Origin of the sequence: Salinicoccus carnicancri Crm, from assembly GCF_000330705.1 — a bacterium.
Lineage (GTDB): Bacteria > Bacillota > Bacilli > Staphylococcales > Salinicoccaceae > Salinicoccus > Salinicoccus carnicancri.
In genome coordinates, this window is record NZ_ANAM01000004.1 from 1 (window position 1) to 16,806 (window position 16,806).

Genomic DNA, 16,806 nt, shown 5'->3' on the forward strand with positions numbered 1-16,806 from the left:
CGTATACGACCCCATTCCATGGATGAGAAAACGGTCTTAATAAATACAGGTTTCAAATGACTCAGGATATACATCAGCTTGTAAAGTTTGTGTAAAGAAGATTCCACTATACATATCATCATGTTATATTACTGATATCGAAATACAATATTGGTTTTCGATATCAAAGACAGGAGACGATCTATTGGAAGATAAGGTACTCAGGAAACTTTTTCTTGGTTTCATCCACATCCATATTCTGCATCATGCGAATGAGCATCCGGTCTATGGGACATGGATGGCGCAGGAACTGAGGGAACATGGCTATAGTATCAGCGCGGGAACGCTCTATCCGATTCTGCATACGATGGAGTCAGACGGTCTGCTTTCGCGGGAGGACCGAAATGTCAACGGCAGGATCAGGAAGTATTATTCCATCACAGAAAAAGGTGACGAGGTGCTCCATGAGGCCAGGGACAAGGCCTATGAATTGTTCCGGGAGATAAATGACTGAACTACAGGAGATGAAAATGAGGAGAATAAAAGATCTTTTGGAAATATTAATAGTGTCCACGCGTCTGGGACTGTCATCGTTCGGCGGACCGACGGCGCATCTGGGTTACTTCCATGAAGAGTATGTGCGACGGAAGAAGTGGATGGATGAGAAGGGATATGCCGACCTCGTGGCACTCGCCCAATTCCTGCCGGGGCCTGCAAGCAGCCAGGTCGGCATCGGGATCGGACTCATGCGGGGCGGTGTGCTCGGGGGATTGACGTCATTCCTTGGCTTCACGCTGCCTTCAGTCATCGTACTGATTGCGTTTGCGCTGCTTCTGACAAGTTTTAATGTGGCGGATGCCGGCTGGATCCAGGGGCTTAAGATTGTTGCAGTCGCGGTCGTCGCCCATGCGGTGCTCGGCATGGCCAAAAAGCTGGCGCCGGATTTGAAGCGGAAGGCGATTGTACTTTTTGCACTGATCGGCACACTGATCTGGCAGACGGCATTCACACAGGTCGGGGTCATCCTGATTGCAGCACTCATCGGGTTCCTGATCTACAGGGATACAACGTCCTCAGATGATGATGAGACACGTTTTCCGATATCCAAAAAAATCGCGTCATTCTGCCTGATATTATTTTTTCTGCTGCTTTTCCTTCTGCCGTTGATGAAAGAGGTGACCGGTTCATATTGGGTGGCGGTCTTTGACAGCTTCTACCGTTCCGGTTCACTCGTTTTCGGCGGCGGACACGTGGTGCTTCCGCTGCTTGAGCAGGAACTCGTGCCGAATGGCTGGGTTACAGAGGAGGAGTTCCTGGCAGGGTATGGCGCGACTCAGGCGGTGCCTGGGCCTTTGTTCACCTTTGCAGCCTATCTCGGTGCAGTGATGAACGGCTGGCTCGGCGGGTTGTTCGCAACGGCGGCAATATTCCTGCCGGCATTCCTTCTGATTGTCGGAGCATTGCCGTTCTGGGATATCCTCCGCAGCAACAGAAAAGTCAAAGGTGCCATCATGGGAGTGAATGCAGCGGTCGTCGGCATTCTGATTTCCGCATTCTATACGCCGATATGGACGAGCTCCATCACACAACCGCTTGATTTCGCATTGGCTGCAGTGCTGTACTCCATGCTGGCCTTCTGGAAACTGCCGCCATGGGTCGTCGTTGTTTCAGGTGCCGCAGGGGGTGTTCTGATTTCACTTATATGAAAATCAGTAAATCCATCAGTGACAGACTGCTGGCGCATGGTAAAGGGCATATGCCCGGCATCCTGCCAGAGGCGTTGCTTAAATTTCTATCTTTGTATCTGGCCGGTACCGTAATACAATCGATATTAGCAAATAATCAGAACTAGATGATGGCAGAGTAAAGTGGCATTCATCCTGAAATAAAGTGTACCCTTTGCAGGGGCATTTTAAAATGGGATGGATGCCACTTTTTCAACCATTGCATTTTCAATTTCAGTGCATAGCCTGGGATATCGTCTTCCGGGTTGACCTAATGCGCATTTATCCAATTCACTATTATGAAATGTTCCGGCATATTTTTGAATATTGGAATGGTTGTACTCCGGATGATGGGTAATCTGTGATTATGGGAAACGGATATAGAATTTAAAAATCACTGTTCATTATTTTCAGTAGCGCATTCTTCAGTGTATCCCTTTCATCATTCGTTAAATCAGAAAAACAATCGTCGTTTAAGCGGCTTACTGCCTCTTCCAGAGCAGGCCATAAGTCATATGCTTTCCCTGTCTCTTCAATTAATACAATTCTTCTATTGGAAGTATCGGTCTTTCGTGTAATCAACCCTTTTTTTGACATTTTATCCAATATACCAGATATTGTTGAAGGTTCTAAATATAAAGCATTGCCTATTGATTTAGGTGTATTTAGATTTCGATTGACCAGACAATTTAAAACTCCGTATTCTGCAGGAGTAATGTTATACGGGTCTAATAAGTATTTGAAATGTTTAAATACTTTGTTCTGGGAAGTGGTCAATAGGTAGTTGATACAATCATTTAATTCCATCGCCTGAACCTCACTTAGATTAATAATATTGACATAGTTATTATAGCATGATAGATTTTGACGAAAAACAGTTCTGTCACAGAAATGTTCTTCTGCAGAATTAAAACGAAGGGATTTTTATAATGTTCAATGCGATATTAGTAAGGAAAGATGGATCTGATGTAAGCTATGACCTGGAGAAAATCGATAAATCATTCTTGTCCGAAGGTGATGTACTGGTTAAAGTAAAGTATTCCTCCATCAACTACAAGGATGTGCTGGCACTACAATATAAAGGCGGGGTAATTGGAGATTATCCCATGATACCAGGCATCGATTTTGCCGGAATTGTTGAATCAAGTTCTGATGAGAGGTTTAAAGAAGGCAATAATGTTTTAGTTACCGGCTATGACACAGGGATGACACATACAGGTGGATTTTCAGAATATGCACGCGTGCCTGGTGATTGGCTGGTCAAATTGCCAGGCAGTTTGTCCATCAAAGCATCAATGATATACGGCACTGCGGGATTTACAGCAGCATTATCCATCTATAATCTCGAAACAAATGGTATGTGTGTTGAAAAACAGCCTGAGATATTGGTTACCGGTGCTACAGGTGGCGTTGGAAGTATTGCGATACAAATTCTGCGTAAAATCGGGTATGAGAATATTACTGCTATTGTAAGAAAGGAAAGGCAGATGGAAATAGCGCGAAAATTAGGCGCTGATAGAGCAGTAATGGCGGAGGAAGATAATAAACCCCTTAAAGAAGGACGATTCGATTATTTTTTGGATACAGTTGGTGGGAATGTAACAAGTTATGGGTTAAAACGTTTGAAATACAAAGGAGTTGCCACAGTATGCGGAAATGTAGCAGGGAATAACATGGATGCTAATATATTGCCGTTTATCCTCAGAGGTATAAAGCTAATCGGCATTGATTCCGTTTATGTTGAAGGTGGCACACGTAAAAAGCTCTGGGAAAAACTAGCTGATGAATGGAGCATAGGTGAGTCACTCCTATACAATGAAATTGGATTTGAAGAATTTGGAAAGACAATCGAACAGCTTTTAAAGGGAGAGCATCTGGGCCGGACAGTTTTGAAAATGTAAAGCGTTTACCAGTGCTTCAATGATTTGTGGAGTTAATGGAAAAGCAGGATGATGATGTATAATTGAATTCAGCAATCCGGATCACAAACCGTAAAAAAACAGAGGGGGATTATAATGGAGGTCATCGTGACCAGTCTATTTGTGGACGATCAGGACAGGGCACTGGAATTTTACACCGGCATGCTGGGGTTCGTGATAAAACAGGATGAGCCGGTCGGGGAGTACAGATGGATAGCACTCGTTTCTCCGGAAGACCAGGAGGGGACTGAGCTGCTGCTCGAACCGAATGACCATCCGGCTTCAAGGGAATACCAGGAGAGAATCTATTCTGAGGGGATTCCGGCTACGATGTTCGGTGTCGCGGACATCCGCGGTGAATTTGAACGCCTGAAAGAGAAGGGTGTCAGGTTTTCGATGGAACCAACACCTGCCGGTGAAATGACCATCGCCGTCCTGGATGATACATGCGGCAATCTCATACAGCTCATAGAACAGTAGAAAGCGCACAGCCCCCCGCTGCGCGCTTTCTCTGTTCAAAGGATGCCTTTCTCTTTCAGGAGGGCAGTTTCATCCCCGGCTACCCAGCCGAAGACCACCGGCCCTTCGTTTTTCAGGTGCAGGAGGTAATGGACCTCAAATGGAATGGAAACCTCTTTTCCATCTTTGATGTACACGGCATTCCACATGACATGGGCGACTGCGTGGGCATCACCGAGCTCTGTGATCTCGACACCTTCGCACTCCATGCGTATGGTCCCGATGGAGCGATAGTATTCATATCCTTTTTCCATGTTGGCCTGGAACTCATCTGTGTTCTCACCGGTCATCACGCCCGTGGGATTGGCGGCTATGAATGCTCCGGCATAGAGTTCTGCAGTCCGTCCGAAATCCGCTTTGCCCTTCAACCCCAGATTGAACTGGTTTTCATACGTAGCAAAAAACACTTCGATTTCTTTTCTGACCACCGGATCTGTCATTCAGTATCATCCCCCATCAATCCGTTTCACCTTGTCCATACCCTTAAATCAAAAAAGGATAACCGATCATGGACCGGCTACCCTGTATCAATTTCATCTTCTTTTCCTGAGCGGCACTACAACGAATAATACGGTCAATCCGAAGATGAGCAATACTGCGGCGGGCAGGATGACATTCTCTGAGAATATTCCGGAACTGGAGAGGAATCCGCCTTTGGTATCATCATCTGCAGCAATTTCCTCTGAAGTGTCCTCCTCGGAGGAATCTCTGTCTGAAGCGTCTGCTTCATCCGGATCTGCAACACCGTCACCGGGAACATTTTCGGCTTCAGTGACACTGAAAGACAGTTCCGGTGCATCTCCTGAGTCGTATTTGCCGACATTTTCATTGACGTCTACAATCGTGATGCCTGTAAGCATTATTTTTTCGCCGGTCAGTTTTTCCGGCAGCTGCACTTCGGTTGATGCGACATAATTGCCATCCTCGTCCTTTTCGATGTTGGAGAGTTCAGTCGAATAGGTCTGGCCGTCCGGGTCATCTTCAGTGACGAAGTCTGCTGTGACACCGATGATTTCACTGTCGTCGGCTGCTGTCACTTCAATTACTGCGGATTCGCCTGCTTTGTAGGAAGTTTTATCGGACGTGATGTCGACCAGCTCCGGTTCATTCTTTTCAGCGCCCTCCCCGTTCACGATATCGAAAGAGACACCGTAGTCATACTGGTTGAAGTAGCTTTCGTTCCCGTGTACGTCCGATATGCCGACGAAATTCAGATTGTATGTGGCGTCCGGTGCGTCTTCACTGATTGTGAAAGTGCCCACACCGACATAATTTCCGAGCGGGTTCTGTGTGATATATATGTTGTCCAGGCGGTATGTACCATTTTCAGAGCCCCCGTTTGCATCTGAAAATGCCCCCCACATCTGGTCGATCTCACTTTCGTCTCCGCCTTCCACCGTCACCGTCACGGTATCACCCGGCGCGTACACCTCTTTGTCTGTGTACATTGAGATCAGATTGGGCGGCGTGATGTCTTCAGGCACCGGACTGACAACTTCAAATCCTGTGCCGAAGTTCATATCCGCATTGGAAATCGTATTATAGCCGCCTGCCTGGTCGGCAAGCGTCACGCCGCTCAGCGAGTAGGATGCATCCCCGAGATCATCGGGCAGCTGGTAAGTGGCGGTTGCCGTGAAATATCCGTTTCCGTGATCCGTAATGTTGAAACTGGAAATATCAATCGAAGCAGTGTCAGATCCCGAAGTGCGCTGGAAAGTGGCAGTGGCCCCGTTCAGTACACTGCTGCTCGTCCCTTCGATCGTCACTGTGACAAGATCGCCGGGTTCGAATGACTGCTCGGATACTGAAACACTGTTGATATAGGGGGAAGCAACTTCCGTGCCGGCAGGGGATTGCTCCTGTGTCTCTTCATCTGAAGTTTCAGGATAGCCGCCCTCCCCCTGATCAGCGGGTACTTCCTCCGAAGGGAGTTCTTCCGACTGTCCCTCATCATAAGTACCGTCTTCAACTGAAGATACTTCGGGTACTTCCCCGGCAGGCGCTTCCTCGGTGGAGGGGTTCTGGCTGGAACCGTTGTCTTCAGATGTGAATTCCTCGGATGCATTTTCTTCCGATGGTACTTCAGTCGTTGCCAGAGCATCGTGCTGGGGCATGAGAAGCGCAAGTGCCAATGCGGCTGTCAGCAAGTTCCGCCTTTTCATTGTGAAATTCACTTTGTCCAAAGGAAGTCCTCCTTCACTAATGTGTATTGTTTATCATTATTCCATTAATTGAATGCTTAATCAATATAATTTACACAATTTTGACAAAATCTTCTTGCCAAGTTCAATACTATTTCTTAATTGTGCCATAAACGTTATCATTTAACTGAAAAGGGGGATGAATATGAATAATCATGAATATTTAAAGGCGGTAACCGAAAGGTTGGAAAGTGTAAAAAGCCTGGGGGACAAAACCATCGAACAGCTTGATGGCGGAGAACTGAACTGGAGATATAATAACGCGTCCAACAGTATTGCCGTCATCGTCAAGCATATGAGGGGAAACATGATATCGAGATGGACCGATGTCTTCACTACAGATGGAGAAAAACCGGACAGGAACCGAGACTCGGAATTTGAAGACGGGCAAGCGGCCAAAGAGGAAGTATCAGAAATGTGGAGTGAGGGGTGGCAGGTGCTGTTTACTGCACTTGAAGGCATGGACGGCAGTGACATGTTGAAAATTGTGAAGATCAGAGGAGAGGGGCACACCGTCATGGAGGCGCTGGAACGGCAGATGTCGCACTATTCCTATCACGTCGGGCAGATGGTATTTGCAGGGAAGCAGATAAAAGGGGAGGACTGGCAGACACTCAGCATACCGAAAGGCGAGTCGGAAGAGCATTTCAGGAAAGGGTGAAGGCTATGAAGGTGGGAAATATCAATCATTTGCTGTTCTCAGTTTCTGATTTGGACATCTCCATCGAATTTTATGAGAATGTTTTCAATGCAAAGCTCAAAGTGAGAGGCAGAAAGACGGCATATTTTGATCTGGACGGGCATTGGCTTGCCTTAAATGAAGAGAAGGGGATTCCCAGGAATGAAATTAAATATTCATACACACATATCGCATTTTCGATAGAAGAAAGTGAGTTTGAAAATATGTATGAAAAACTGGAGAATCTCGGTGTAAACATACTGAATGGAAGGGAACGGCATGCCCGTGATGGCCGCTCCATATATTTTACAGATCCGGATGGTCATAAATTCGAATTCCATACGGGAACGATGCAGGACAGGCTGGATTATTATAAGGAGGAAAAGGATCATATGTCTTTCCATGATTGAAAAAAACGGGCTGCCAAAAGGCAGCCCGCTGCTCCTACATCCTATGAGTGGCTCATGAGATCCCCGCCGTAGCGGACTTCAGTGACCCAGCCGTCGTGGGTGATGAATTGAAGATTCTGGTCTTCGATCTGGTAATAGTAGTAGGCAGTTTCATCCGGGTCTGAAGGCGCGGTGTTTTCTGTTTCACCATACACTGCGAACAGTTCCTCAGTGCTCACTTCACCTTTTTGGACCGGGAAGCTTACGCCGAAGTTGGTGCCGTCCTGACCCTGCATTATCTGCTGATCGTATACTTCGAATGATACATGGTTTTCGCCGTGTTCTTCAAACGCATCTGTACTGCCGTCGATGGTGTAGCCGTTGATTGTGAAATTCTTGTAGGCGACTGCGTCAATGAAGGTCTGTTCCAGGAAGAAATCGCCCTGGCTGTTTTCCATGCCGGTATAACCATTGTACTCATACCATGGTTCCTGGGCCATTTCCATGTCCATTCCCATTCCGTGGGTCTGGTCCATGTCCATTTCAGAATCCATTTCCATATCCATGCCCTGGGCCTGTGCTTCGTTGTTTGCCAATTGATCCGTTACTGCCGTCCCGCCGAATATTACGCCGACTGCCAGTGTACCTGAAGATAGAATGCGAGGTAACCTGCGCATTTCAAATCCCTCCATTTTTGAATTACGCTATTGGCAAAATCTTTTACAACTACATAATAACATGAATATAATTTTAATTAAAATAAATATAATGTGAAATAAATTACACTTTATGAATGAAAATTTTATTGGATTGGAGAAATGGTCATGCATGATTTTAATGGAAACAGCGATGATTACCTTGAATCCGTAACAATTGGAGAACGGGTGATGCATAACGGTTCAATCCATCTGGAAGAATATGACAACCGGTGGCCAGTCCTCTATGAAAGGGAGGAGCACAGGATAAGGAGAACGCTTAAAGACAGAGTGGTCATACTTGAACATGTGGGATCTACATCTGTACCCGGGCTGTGTGCGAAACCCATCATTGACATTGTCCTTGCAGTAGAGGACTCTGCTGATGAAGCCTCCTATGTACCGGCAATGGGGGCGGCGGGCTACACACTGCATATAAGGGAGCCTGACTGGTATGAGCATCGATTGTTCAAAGGGGTGGACACACCAGTCAATCTGCATGTCTTCAGTGCTGACTGTGAGGAGGCAGACCGTATGATAGGGTTCCGCAACCACCTGAGAAGCAATGAAGCAGACCGTAATGAATACGCAGCTGAGAAAAGGAGACTGGCATGGCATAGATGGAAGCATGTGCAGAATTATGCGGATGCAAAGAGTGGGGTTATACAGAAAATCATGGGTGCGGATGAAGATGCGCAATACTGATGATATGTTATATTTGAAGTGTAAAAACACTCTGTGACATTCAATCTTAAACAAAGGGGAAAATGATATGGACAGGATAAACATCATTACACTTGGCACGAGGAATATTGCTGAATCTCTTGAATTCTACAGAAATATGGGATTCGAGGCGACTGTGGTCGGGGATGAAAAGGTGCCGGACATCGTGTTCTTCCGGGCCAGCGGCTCGAAGCTTGCGCTTTTCCCGCTGGAGAAGCTGGCTGCGGAAACCGGAATCGACCCTTCCCATGAAGTGGGATTCAAGGGAATCACACTTGCCTATAACGCAAAATCGGAAGGGGAAGTGGACCAGGTGCTGCACGATGCGGAAAGCTTTGGCGGGAAGGTGACAAGCGTGGCCAAAACCACGGAGTGGGGCGGCTACGGCGGCTATTTCACTGATCTCGACGGCTATACATGGGAAGTGGCTTTCGGGCCGGACTGGGAGTTCGATGAGGACGACATGCTGATCATCTGACATTTATCCGGCACCGTCCTTGCCGGTGTTACAGGATAAAGAATTATGCTTTTATTGACATATGAATGAAGAAGGTGGAAATGTGAACCGGAAGAGAAATATCCTGGTGGTCGAGGATGATGACGGCATCAGCAGGCTGCTGTGCGATATCATCCGTAAAAATGGCTGGGGAGCGCAGCCTGCCTATTCCGGTACGGAAGCGGTACTGTACATCGACCGCGGGGAATGGGACCTGATCCTGCTGGATCTGATGCTCCCGGGGATGGCCGGAGAAGAGATTCTGGATAGAGTTGCCGGGTCATCGGCCACGCCCGTCATCGTCATCTCGGCGAAGGGCGCACGTGAAACAAGGATTTCAGCGCTTCTGGGCGGGGCGGATGATTTCATTGGCAAACCGTTTGATGTCGACGAAGTTGCCGCCCGTATCGAGTCTGTGCTACGGCGCTATGAAAGGGCCGGGGAGCACGGTCCGAAAGTGCTGTCCCATAAGGATATTGTGCTGGATCCTGATTCGAAGGCGGTGGAAGTGGCCGGCCGGCCGCTTGCGCTTACCGCCCGTGAATACACGATACTGGTGACATTGATGTCACGTCCGGACAAGGTGTTCTCAAAAGCGAACCTTTTTGAAAGTGTCTGGGGTGAGCCGTTCCACGGAGATGAAAATACCGTCAATGTCCACATGAGCAATCTGCGGGGCAAACTGGCGAAAGCAAATCCCGATGGCGTATATATCGATACGGTGTGGGGCATGGGGTACCGGATGAAATCTTAATGTTTTCTTAAGGGTCCGCTTAAGGGCTTCTTATGATCATCCTCCTATAATATAAACATCGATTGATTAGGAGGAAAAAATGATGAATGACTACATCTTAAAAACGAATGGTCTCACCAAGAAATTTAAAAATCATCATGCTGTCGACAAAGTGGATCTCTCCATCAGAAAAGGTGACATTTACGGTTTCATCGGTCAGAACGGCGCGGGTAAATCCACGATGCTCAGACTGGTGACGGGTCTTTCGTTCCCGACGGAGGGTTCGCTCGAGATTTTCGGGACGGATGCCCGTACCGGCTTGAATGATGCCCAGAAGAGGATGGGTGCCATCATTGAAAGTCCTGCATTGTTTTCTGAAATGACGTCACGGGAGAATCTGGAAGTGCACAGACGGCAGAAAGGGATTCCCGGACGGGAATGCATCGATGAGACGCTTAGGCTGGTCGGCCTGAGTGGAACGGGAGAGAAGAAAGCCAAAAACTTCTCTCTCGGAATGAAGCAACGGCTCGGTCTCGCAATGGCTCTGCTGAGTGATCCGGAGTTCCTGATACTGGATGAACCCACCAACGGTCTCGATCCGATCGGCATTGTCGAGTTCCGCGACCTGATCAGGAAACTCAATCGTGAAAAAGGACTGACGGTTCTCATATCAAGCCATATACTGGGCGAGTTGTACCAGCTTGCGACGACCTACGGCATCATCCATGAAGGAAAGCTGATAGAGGAACTTTCGCTTAAAGAGCTGGATGAAAAATGCCGGCGGCATCTGAAGATAGAAGTCGATGATGTGACCAAAGGTGCGACGGTTCTGGAGAGTGTCCTGGGGATTACCGACTTTGAAGTCATGCCGGATAAAACGATCAATCTCTATCAGCATCTGGATGATGTCCGGATGGTATCCAGGGCACTGACGGACAACGGCCTCATCATTGAACATTTTGCCCGGGCCGGGGACAGTCTGGAAAGCTATTTCTCAAAGCTTGTGGGAGGTGGCCGGCATGACTAATCTTCTGAAGGCGGAAATGTTCAAACTCGGGAAAAACAGGGCATTCTGGATGATCCTTGCGATTTCAGCGGGACTCAGCACCTTGATGCATTATCTGATCATGGTCGGCTGGTGGATGATGGACGGCACGCCTTTCGATGCGGTGGGCCTTGGCGGGATGAACGCCCTGTCCATGTTCCTGGTCCCGGCATTCTTCAACCTGATGATCGGTACACTTGCGGCGTTCTTCATCTCGACTGAATTTGGTGCCGGCGGCGTCATCAGGAACCAGATCCTGAGCGGCAGGCACAGAAGCCAGATCTATGTCTCCAAGTACATCGTCTACACTCTGGGGTCTGTGCTCATCGGTGTGCTGATTCCATTATCAACGGGACTCATCATGCTTGCCGTTACGGGAAAACTTGAGATACTGGACGGTGGGAACATCATGTATTTCATCCGGATGCACCTGTTGTTCATCCTGCAGTATGCGGGATATACAGCGCTGATCACGCTGCTTGCGGTCTTCACCGAAGACAGCGGGAAGACGATCATCTTCTCCGTACTGTTCACGCTCCTGATGTTCGTGATTGAAAAGATGCCGGTGTTCAATATCGTAGAAATCATATACGATTATTCCATTTTCCAGCAGTTCAATCTGGTGGTGGCGCCACGGATGTCTGCCGTCATGATGGCAGAAGCGGTCATCGTTGGTGTGGTGACGATTGTTGTTGTTGTTGTGGCCGGGTGCGTGACTTTTGGCAGGAAGGAAATCAAATAATGAAAGGCGGGTGTGAAGGGTGCTCTACATATCAATTATCGTAGGAGTTGTGGCGGTGTACCTTTTCATCCGCCTTCTTACATATAAAAGGGAATTGTCGAAGATCAGCGGACAGCTCGGGCGTTATAATGATTTCGATACAGGAAAGAAGGTTGATGTCAGTCTGGCGGATCAGGGTATAGAACAGCTGGGAGCGGAAGTAAACCGCCTGATCGACCTTTATGTGCAGACCGATCGGGAGAGGATCCGATCGGAACGGGAGCTGAAGCAGGCGGTGGCGAACATTTCCCACGATCTCCGTACCCCGCTCACTTCGATCAAGGGCTATATCCAGATGGCGGCTACAGATGATCTCAGTGAAGCGGAGCGGCAGGAGTATATGGATATTGCCGCCGCACGGGCGAAGCGCCTTGAGCAGCTTGTCGATGATTTCTTCGAGTTGAGCAGAATCGAATCCACCGATTATGGACTGAGTCCCGAGACGATAAACCTGAAACGCCATTTCGGGGAAGTGATGCTCGGGTTCTACCACAGTTTTGAAGCGCGGAACCTGGAGCCGGAGGTCACCATGCCGGAACATGGGGTTTTTATGCACACCGATCCCTCTGCACTCACACGCATCCTGGAGAACCTGCTGTCGAACGCCATCCGGTACAGTGACGGGAAGGTCCAAGCCGGCATTACGGAAAGTGATGACAGTATAGTCGTTTTTGTAGCGAACAGTGCATCACATATCAACGGGAGTATAGATCTCGACATGCTGTTCGAGCGTTTCTATGTTGCTGACAGATCCCGTACAGGTAAAAGTACAGGACTCGGACTGTCCATCGTCCGGAGCCTGACGGAAAAGACAGGCGGCACCATCCGGGCGGAATATGAACGGGGGATGTTTACAGTGAGATGCGCGTGGCCGAAAGCCTGAGTGGAAAGCCTTCTACCTGCCATCTGCTTCATTGGAATTCCCGCCATGACGAGGAAGCCATAATAGTATGATCAGCACCAGATGGATGATGGTTGTTGCGATGATTACTGGGTATAATGACGATCCGGCCATCCAGGAGGAAAAGCTCCCGAATGTTGCAATGAACAGCCGGGAGTGTCGAGGCATGATTTTTCTCTCCTTATAACGGCAGGGTTCTATTTTATCACTCATTTCCCATTGCAATCCTGTACCAAACAATGAATAATGGATATGATTAAATTATAGGGCATGATGGAGGTGTGATGTATGAGCAAGAAAGATACCCGGAAAGCGGTGGATGCATATTTTGATGAAAAGCTGCATATTTCCGATGAAACAACACAGGCCATACTGAATAAGAATGAGGAAGAGGGCCTGCAGTCGATTGAAATCGCGTCTGCCCACGGGAAGATGCTTTATCTGATGGCGAAGATGAGCGGTGCCAAAACGATATTGGAAATCGGTACACACGGGGGCTTCAGTACTGTGTGGCTTGCGCGTGCACTGCCGGAGGGCGGACGGCTGGCCACCTTTGAGGCAAAACAGAAACATGCACGGGTGGCCGAGGAGAACATCGCAGCAGCGGGATTCGCCGACAGAGTGGAGATTTTCGAGGGGGATGCCGCGAAGATACTGCACGTGTTGAAAAAGAGAGGTTTCGAGGCATTCGATTTCATCTTCATCGATGCCAATAAAGACAATTATCCCGAATACCTCGAATGGGCGCTTGAACTTTCAAGGTCCGGGACAGTCATCGTTGCGGATAATGTCGTCAGGAAAGGCAGGATCATCGAAGAGGACACTGAGAAGAAGGATATTCCGCATCTGAGGAAGTTCATCGACCTGTTGTCAGGGGATGACCGGGTCGAGGCCACTGCCATACAGACAGTAGGGGACAAAGGCTATGACGGATTCCTGACGGCGATGGTGAAATAGAACAGGCATTTTATAGGGCGGTCAATCACCGCTCTTTTCTTATGAGGAAAGGGAGCCTGGTTTTCTGAAGTCACTTTGCGGGTAGATGACCATTGGCTGAGAGAATATTAAAAATCATAAGGAGATGCTTTTATTGGCACATTTTGATGCACTGGTAATCGGTTTTGGCAAAGCGGGAAAAACGCTTGCCGGCGACATTGCCGGCCGGGGAAAGAAAGTGGCGATGATTGAAAAGGATCCGACGATGTATGGCGGGACATGCATCAACATCGCCTGTATACCGACAAAGCTGCTGAGCCATGATGCGCTCGCCGGCAGAGAGTATGCCGGTGCCGTCAGCCGTAAAGATGAGACGGTGGCAAAACTGCGGGACAAGAACTATCATAATCTCGCGGATTCTGAAGGCGTCACCCTATATGATGCACATGCTGAATTCCAAAATGACAGGGAAGTCGGGATTACGATGCATGACGGCAGCACAGAAACACTGACTGCAGATCAGATCTTCATCAATACGGGGGCTGAGAATGCGATGCCTCCGGTTGAGGGGGATGTCGATTCGGATAAAGTGCATAACAGTACTACGATGATTGATGAGAGAGAACTTCCTGAAAGGCTGGTCATCGTCGGCGGCGGATACATCGGGCTTGAGTTTGCGACGATGTACAATGCATTCGGGTCTGACGTTTCAGTCATTGTTCCCGATGACAGGATACTCGGCCGCGAAGATGCGGATATCGCCGGGGAAATCCAGAAGACAATGACAGACAGCGGCATCAGCTTCCTGTTCGGTGAATATGCCGAGCGGCTGGATGATGTGAGTGAGAGTGATATTAAAGTCACACTTTCGAGCGGAGAAACAGTTACTGCGGATGCAGTGCTCATGGCGACCGGACGTAAACCGCTGGTCTCAGGCCTCGGCCTTGAAAATACTTCAGTGAAACTTACCGATGACGGGGTAATCAAAGTCGATGATCATCTTCAGACGGATGCCGCCGGCATCTGGGCCCTGGGCGATGTGAAGGGTGGTTACCAGTTCACTTATACCTCCCTCGATGACTACCGCATAGTCAGAAGCAAGATGTTCGGGGACGGCTCCTACACTTATGGCTCGCGGACGAACATGCTCTATACGATGTTCATCGATCCGCCATATTCCAGAGTCGGTCTGACAGCAAAAGAAGCAAGGGACGAAGGATATGACGTGGCGGAAGGCAGCGTGCCGATGGCCGGGCATCCAAGGTCCCACGTTAACGGCGAACTGAGGGGATTATTCAAAGCGGTGGTGGATAAAGGTTCCGGAAAAATCCTGGGTGCGCATCTGTTCGGTGTGAACTCGGAAGAATTGGTCAACATGGTGAAAATGGCGATGGATCACGATATCCCGTACACTGCACTCCGCGACCAGATGTATAATCATCCGGTGATGAGCGAAGTGTTCAACACACTGTTCGATGTATAAAAATTAAAAATGCCTCCCTTCGGGTATAATGAACCCGAAGGGATTTTTCTTTGGAGGGAGACCATGGTCCATTATTTTTTACTGGCATGTGTGCTGCTTTTACTGGCGGCATTTTTCATAGCGAAACGCGGCAGCAGAGTTTCTGACACAGCGGGATTCATGAGCTGGATCCTGCTGACCTTCTATTTTCCCGTGGAGTGGATTGTCACATCCCGCATGATATCAGCATACAGTTTTATGAATCAGCCGATGAGCGATCTTGGGGTCGAAAGATGCATGTCGCATGCATACAGCCTGGCACCGTATCACATATGTTCACCACTCAGTGGTCTGATGAACATCACACTCATCGTCTCCGGTATACTCATCGCCCTCGGGGCAGTGCTGCTCCACCGGTTTTTTGGTGAAGGAATTGGAATGCGGATTGCAACCGGGATGTGGGTCGTGTATGGACTCGGCTACAGCATTTCCGGCATTTTCCCCGCAGACATCAATTTCTCTGTACATACGATCTTTTCACTGCCGAGCATGGTCCTGCAAATACCGGCAATGATCATCATCGCAAAAACCATGAGGGATAGAATGCCGGGATTTTCAGTATGGACATATATTTGCATGGGATTGTCGGCACTCAGCCTTGTGGTGATAGTGATCGGATTCGCGCCTGGTCTGATGCAGCGGCTGCTGTACGGATTCGTCTGGCTATGGATGATCGTGGGTGCGATCATATTATGGAGGACGGATCCTGCGCGGCGTACGTAAGATCCGATTCATTTTGATCGATGTGTATGCTGGAGAGTCAACAGCCACTGGAAGCAGGAGCGAATGACCGTTGGAGCTGATCAATCCCCCAAAATATTTTTGAGCTCCTCAATCTTTTCTCGGGAAACCCTGCTTGCGAAACTGCCGTCTACCCTGACTCCGGTTCCGAAGTGTATGGCTTCTGGAGCTGCTGTATCAACGATTTCCAAAGCGTTTTCCAGTTTGATGCCGCCGCCGGGCATGACTGTGATCCCCAATTCTTTTCCACGGGTGGCGAGTTTCTGCAGCTGTTCGACATTATCCGCGCTGGAACCGGGTCCGCCGGATGTCAGGACGGTCGTGATCTGGGGGGATTTGCTCAAAACTTCCAATGCCGTCATCTGGTCCCCGATTTCATCAAATGCCTTATGGAAGGTGATTTCCATTTCTCCTGCTGCATCAGTCAATCTCATCATCGATGCAGTATCGATTGCATGATCATCGGTGATGACACCGGTCACGATGCCGTTCGCCCCCTGTTCTTTGACGAAATTGATATCCTCGACCATCTGTCCGACTTCCTCATCCGTATAACTGAACGTGTCGTCGTGTGGCCGTATCATGACATTAACCGGTATTTCAGATTCCCTTACAGCTTCACGGATCAGTTCATATTCAGGTGTCAGCCCGTCTTTGTCCATCTCCCCGCACAGCTCGATGCGGTCGGCCACCGTCTGATTCAGGTCACGCACGTCTTTCAAATCTGCCGCGATGATTTCCAAAAGCATTTTATCATCCTCTATTCTATAATGAGTGTATTGGTTATATTATAGCCCACAGGGTTTTATTGACAAATAAAAGG

Annotated in this window: 21 protein-coding genes; 15 read left to right on the forward strand and 6 right to left on the reverse strand. The window is 48.5% G+C overall.

Going from position 1 to position 16,806, the window contains the following annotated elements:
* Window positions 1–184: 184 nt before the first annotated feature.
* Together C792_RS0104520 and chrA are read left to right on the forward strand one after the other, a co-directional pair.
* On the forward strand, window positions 185–493 hold the full coding sequence (locus tag C792_RS0104520; protein ID WP_017548261.1) for a PadR family transcriptional regulator: 309 nt from the start codon (window positions 185–187) through the stop codon (window positions 491–493).
* A gap of 16 nt (window positions 494–509) precedes the next feature.
* A complete protein-coding gene (gene chrA / locus C792_RS0104525) occupies window positions 510–1,685 on the forward strand; it encodes a chromate efflux transporter (RefSeq protein WP_017548262.1) in 1,176 nt (391 codons plus the stop codon).
* 405 nt (window positions 1,686–2,090) lie between these two features.
* Here chrA and C792_RS0104535 read toward each other — a convergent pair whose 3' ends face one another.
* Window positions 2,091–2,510 (reverse strand): MarR family winged helix-turn-helix transcriptional regulator, encoded by a 420-nt coding sequence (locus C792_RS0104535; RefSeq protein WP_017548264.1) that lies wholly within the window; start codon window positions 2,508–2,510, stop codon window positions 2,091–2,093.
* A 122-nt stretch (window positions 2,511–2,632) separates the two neighbouring features.
* Here C792_RS0104535 and C792_RS0104540 point away from each other — a divergent pair, with 122 nt between their 5' ends.
* Entirely contained in the window at window positions 2,633–3,604 is a 972-nt protein-coding gene (locus C792_RS0104540; RefSeq protein WP_017548265.1) for a YhdH/YhfP family quinone oxidoreductase, read from the forward strand.
* 114 nt (window positions 3,605–3,718) lie between these two features.
* Entirely contained in the window at window positions 3,719–4,102 is a 384-nt protein-coding gene (locus C792_RS0104545) for a VOC family protein (protein ID WP_017548266.1), read from the forward strand.
* A 35-nt stretch (window positions 4,103–4,137) separates the two neighbouring features.
* Here the strand turns inward: C792_RS0104545 and C792_RS0104550 are convergent, their stop codons facing one another.
* Window positions 4,138–4,581, reverse strand: a complete 444-nt coding sequence (locus C792_RS0104550; RefSeq protein ID WP_017548267.1) for a hypothetical protein — start codon at window positions 4,579–4,581, stop codon at window positions 4,138–4,140.
* 93 nt (window positions 4,582–4,674) lie between these two features.
* Window positions 4,675–6,324, reverse strand: a complete 1,650-nt coding sequence (locus tag C792_RS0104555; RefSeq protein ID WP_017548268.1) for a reeler domain-containing protein — start codon at window positions 6,322–6,324, stop codon at window positions 4,675–4,677.
* A gap of 163 nt (window positions 6,325–6,487) precedes the next feature.
* On the opposite strand from C792_RS0104555, the gene C792_RS0104560 reads away from it, so the two are divergent.
* Window positions 6,488–7,003 (forward strand): DUF1572 family protein, encoded by a 516-nt coding sequence (locus C792_RS0104560; protein ID WP_017548269.1) that lies wholly within the window; start codon window positions 6,488–6,490, stop codon window positions 7,001–7,003.
* A 5-nt stretch (window positions 7,004–7,008) separates the two neighbouring features.
* Complete coding sequence (gene fosB, locus C792_RS0104565) at window positions 7,009–7,431, forward strand: metallothiol transferase FosB (RefSeq protein WP_017548270.1); 423 nt, start codon at window positions 7,009–7,011, stop codon at window positions 7,429–7,431.
* Window positions 7,432–7,472: 41 nt separating this feature from the next.
* On the opposite strand, the gene isaB is transcribed toward fosB, so the two are convergent.
* Window positions 7,473–8,087, reverse strand: a complete 615-nt coding sequence (gene isaB / locus C792_RS14270) for an immunodominant staphylococcal antigen IsaB family protein (protein WP_017548271.1) — start codon at window positions 8,085–8,087, stop codon at window positions 7,473–7,475.
* Window positions 8,088–8,234: 147 nt separating this feature from the next.
* On the opposite strand from isaB, the gene C792_RS0104575 reads away from it, so the two are divergent.
* The 6 genes from C792_RS0104575 (at window position 8,235) to C792_RS0104600 (ending at window position 12,766) form a co-directional block, all read left to right on the forward strand.
* Window positions 8,235–8,810 carry a GrpB family protein gene (locus C792_RS0104575; RefSeq protein ID WP_017548272.1) on the forward strand — a complete coding sequence of 192 codons (576 nt, stop codon included), beginning with the start codon at window positions 8,235–8,237 and terminating at the stop codon, window positions 8,808–8,810.
* Window positions 8,811–8,877: 67 nt separating this feature from the next.
* Entirely contained in the window at window positions 8,878–9,306 is a 429-nt protein-coding gene (locus tag C792_RS0104580; protein ID WP_017548273.1) for a VOC family protein, read from the forward strand.
* An 82-nt stretch (window positions 9,307–9,388) separates the two neighbouring features.
* Window positions 9,389–10,078: a response regulator transcription factor gene (locus tag C792_RS0104585; protein ID WP_026090224.1), complete on the forward strand. Its 690-nt coding sequence runs from the start codon at window positions 9,389–9,391 to the stop codon at window positions 10,076–10,078.
* 82 nt (window positions 10,079–10,160) lie between these two features.
* Window positions 10,161–11,084, forward strand: a complete 924-nt coding sequence (locus C792_RS0104590; protein ID WP_017548275.1) for an ABC transporter ATP-binding protein — start codon at window positions 10,161–10,163, stop codon at window positions 11,082–11,084.
* On the forward strand, window positions 11,077–11,844 hold the full coding sequence (locus C792_RS0104595) for an ABC-2 transporter permease (protein ID WP_017548276.1): 768 nt from the start codon (window positions 11,077–11,079) through the stop codon (window positions 11,842–11,844). Before C792_RS0104590 ends, C792_RS0104595 begins: the two co-directional genes overlap by 8 nt.
* A 55-nt stretch (window positions 11,845–11,899) precedes the next feature.
* Entirely contained in the window at window positions 11,900–12,766 is an 867-nt protein-coding gene (locus C792_RS0104600; RefSeq protein ID WP_017548277.1) for a sensor histidine kinase, read from the forward strand.
* Between the two features lie 12 nt (window positions 12,767–12,778).
* Here C792_RS0104600 and C792_RS14860 read toward each other — a convergent pair whose 3' ends face one another.
* Window positions 12,779–12,952, reverse strand: a complete 174-nt coding sequence (locus C792_RS14860) for a hypothetical protein (protein WP_156811645.1) — start codon at window positions 12,950–12,952, stop codon at window positions 12,779–12,781.
* A gap of 120 nt (window positions 12,953–13,072) precedes the next feature.
* On the opposite strand from C792_RS14860, the gene C792_RS0104610 reads away from it, so the two are divergent.
* The 3 genes from C792_RS0104610 to C792_RS0104620 all read left to right on the forward strand — a co-directional run bounded on the left by C792_RS0104610 (window position 13,073) and on the right by C792_RS0104620 (window position 15,965).
* Entirely contained in the window at window positions 13,073–13,741 is a 669-nt protein-coding gene (locus C792_RS0104610; protein WP_017548279.1) for an O-methyltransferase, read from the forward strand.
* A gap of 124 nt (window positions 13,742–13,865) precedes the next feature.
* Window positions 13,866–15,203: an FAD-dependent oxidoreductase gene (locus tag C792_RS0104615; RefSeq protein ID WP_040608710.1), complete on the forward strand. Its 1,338-nt coding sequence runs from the start codon at window positions 13,866–13,868 to the stop codon at window positions 15,201–15,203.
* 63 nt (window positions 15,204–15,266) lie between these two features.
* Window positions 15,267–15,965 carry a DUF998 domain-containing protein gene (locus C792_RS0104620; protein ID WP_017548281.1) on the forward strand — a complete coding sequence of 233 codons (699 nt, stop codon included), beginning with the start codon at window positions 15,267–15,269 and terminating at the stop codon, window positions 15,963–15,965.
* Between the two features lie 80 nt (window positions 15,966–16,045).
* On the opposite strand, the gene C792_RS0104625 is transcribed toward C792_RS0104620, so the two are convergent.
* Window positions 16,046–16,732 carry a copper homeostasis protein CutC gene (locus tag C792_RS0104625; protein ID WP_017548282.1) on the reverse strand — a complete coding sequence of 229 codons (687 nt, stop codon included), beginning with the start codon at window positions 16,730–16,732 and terminating at the stop codon, window positions 16,046–16,048.
* Between the last annotated feature and the right edge of the window lie 74 nt (window positions 16,733–16,806).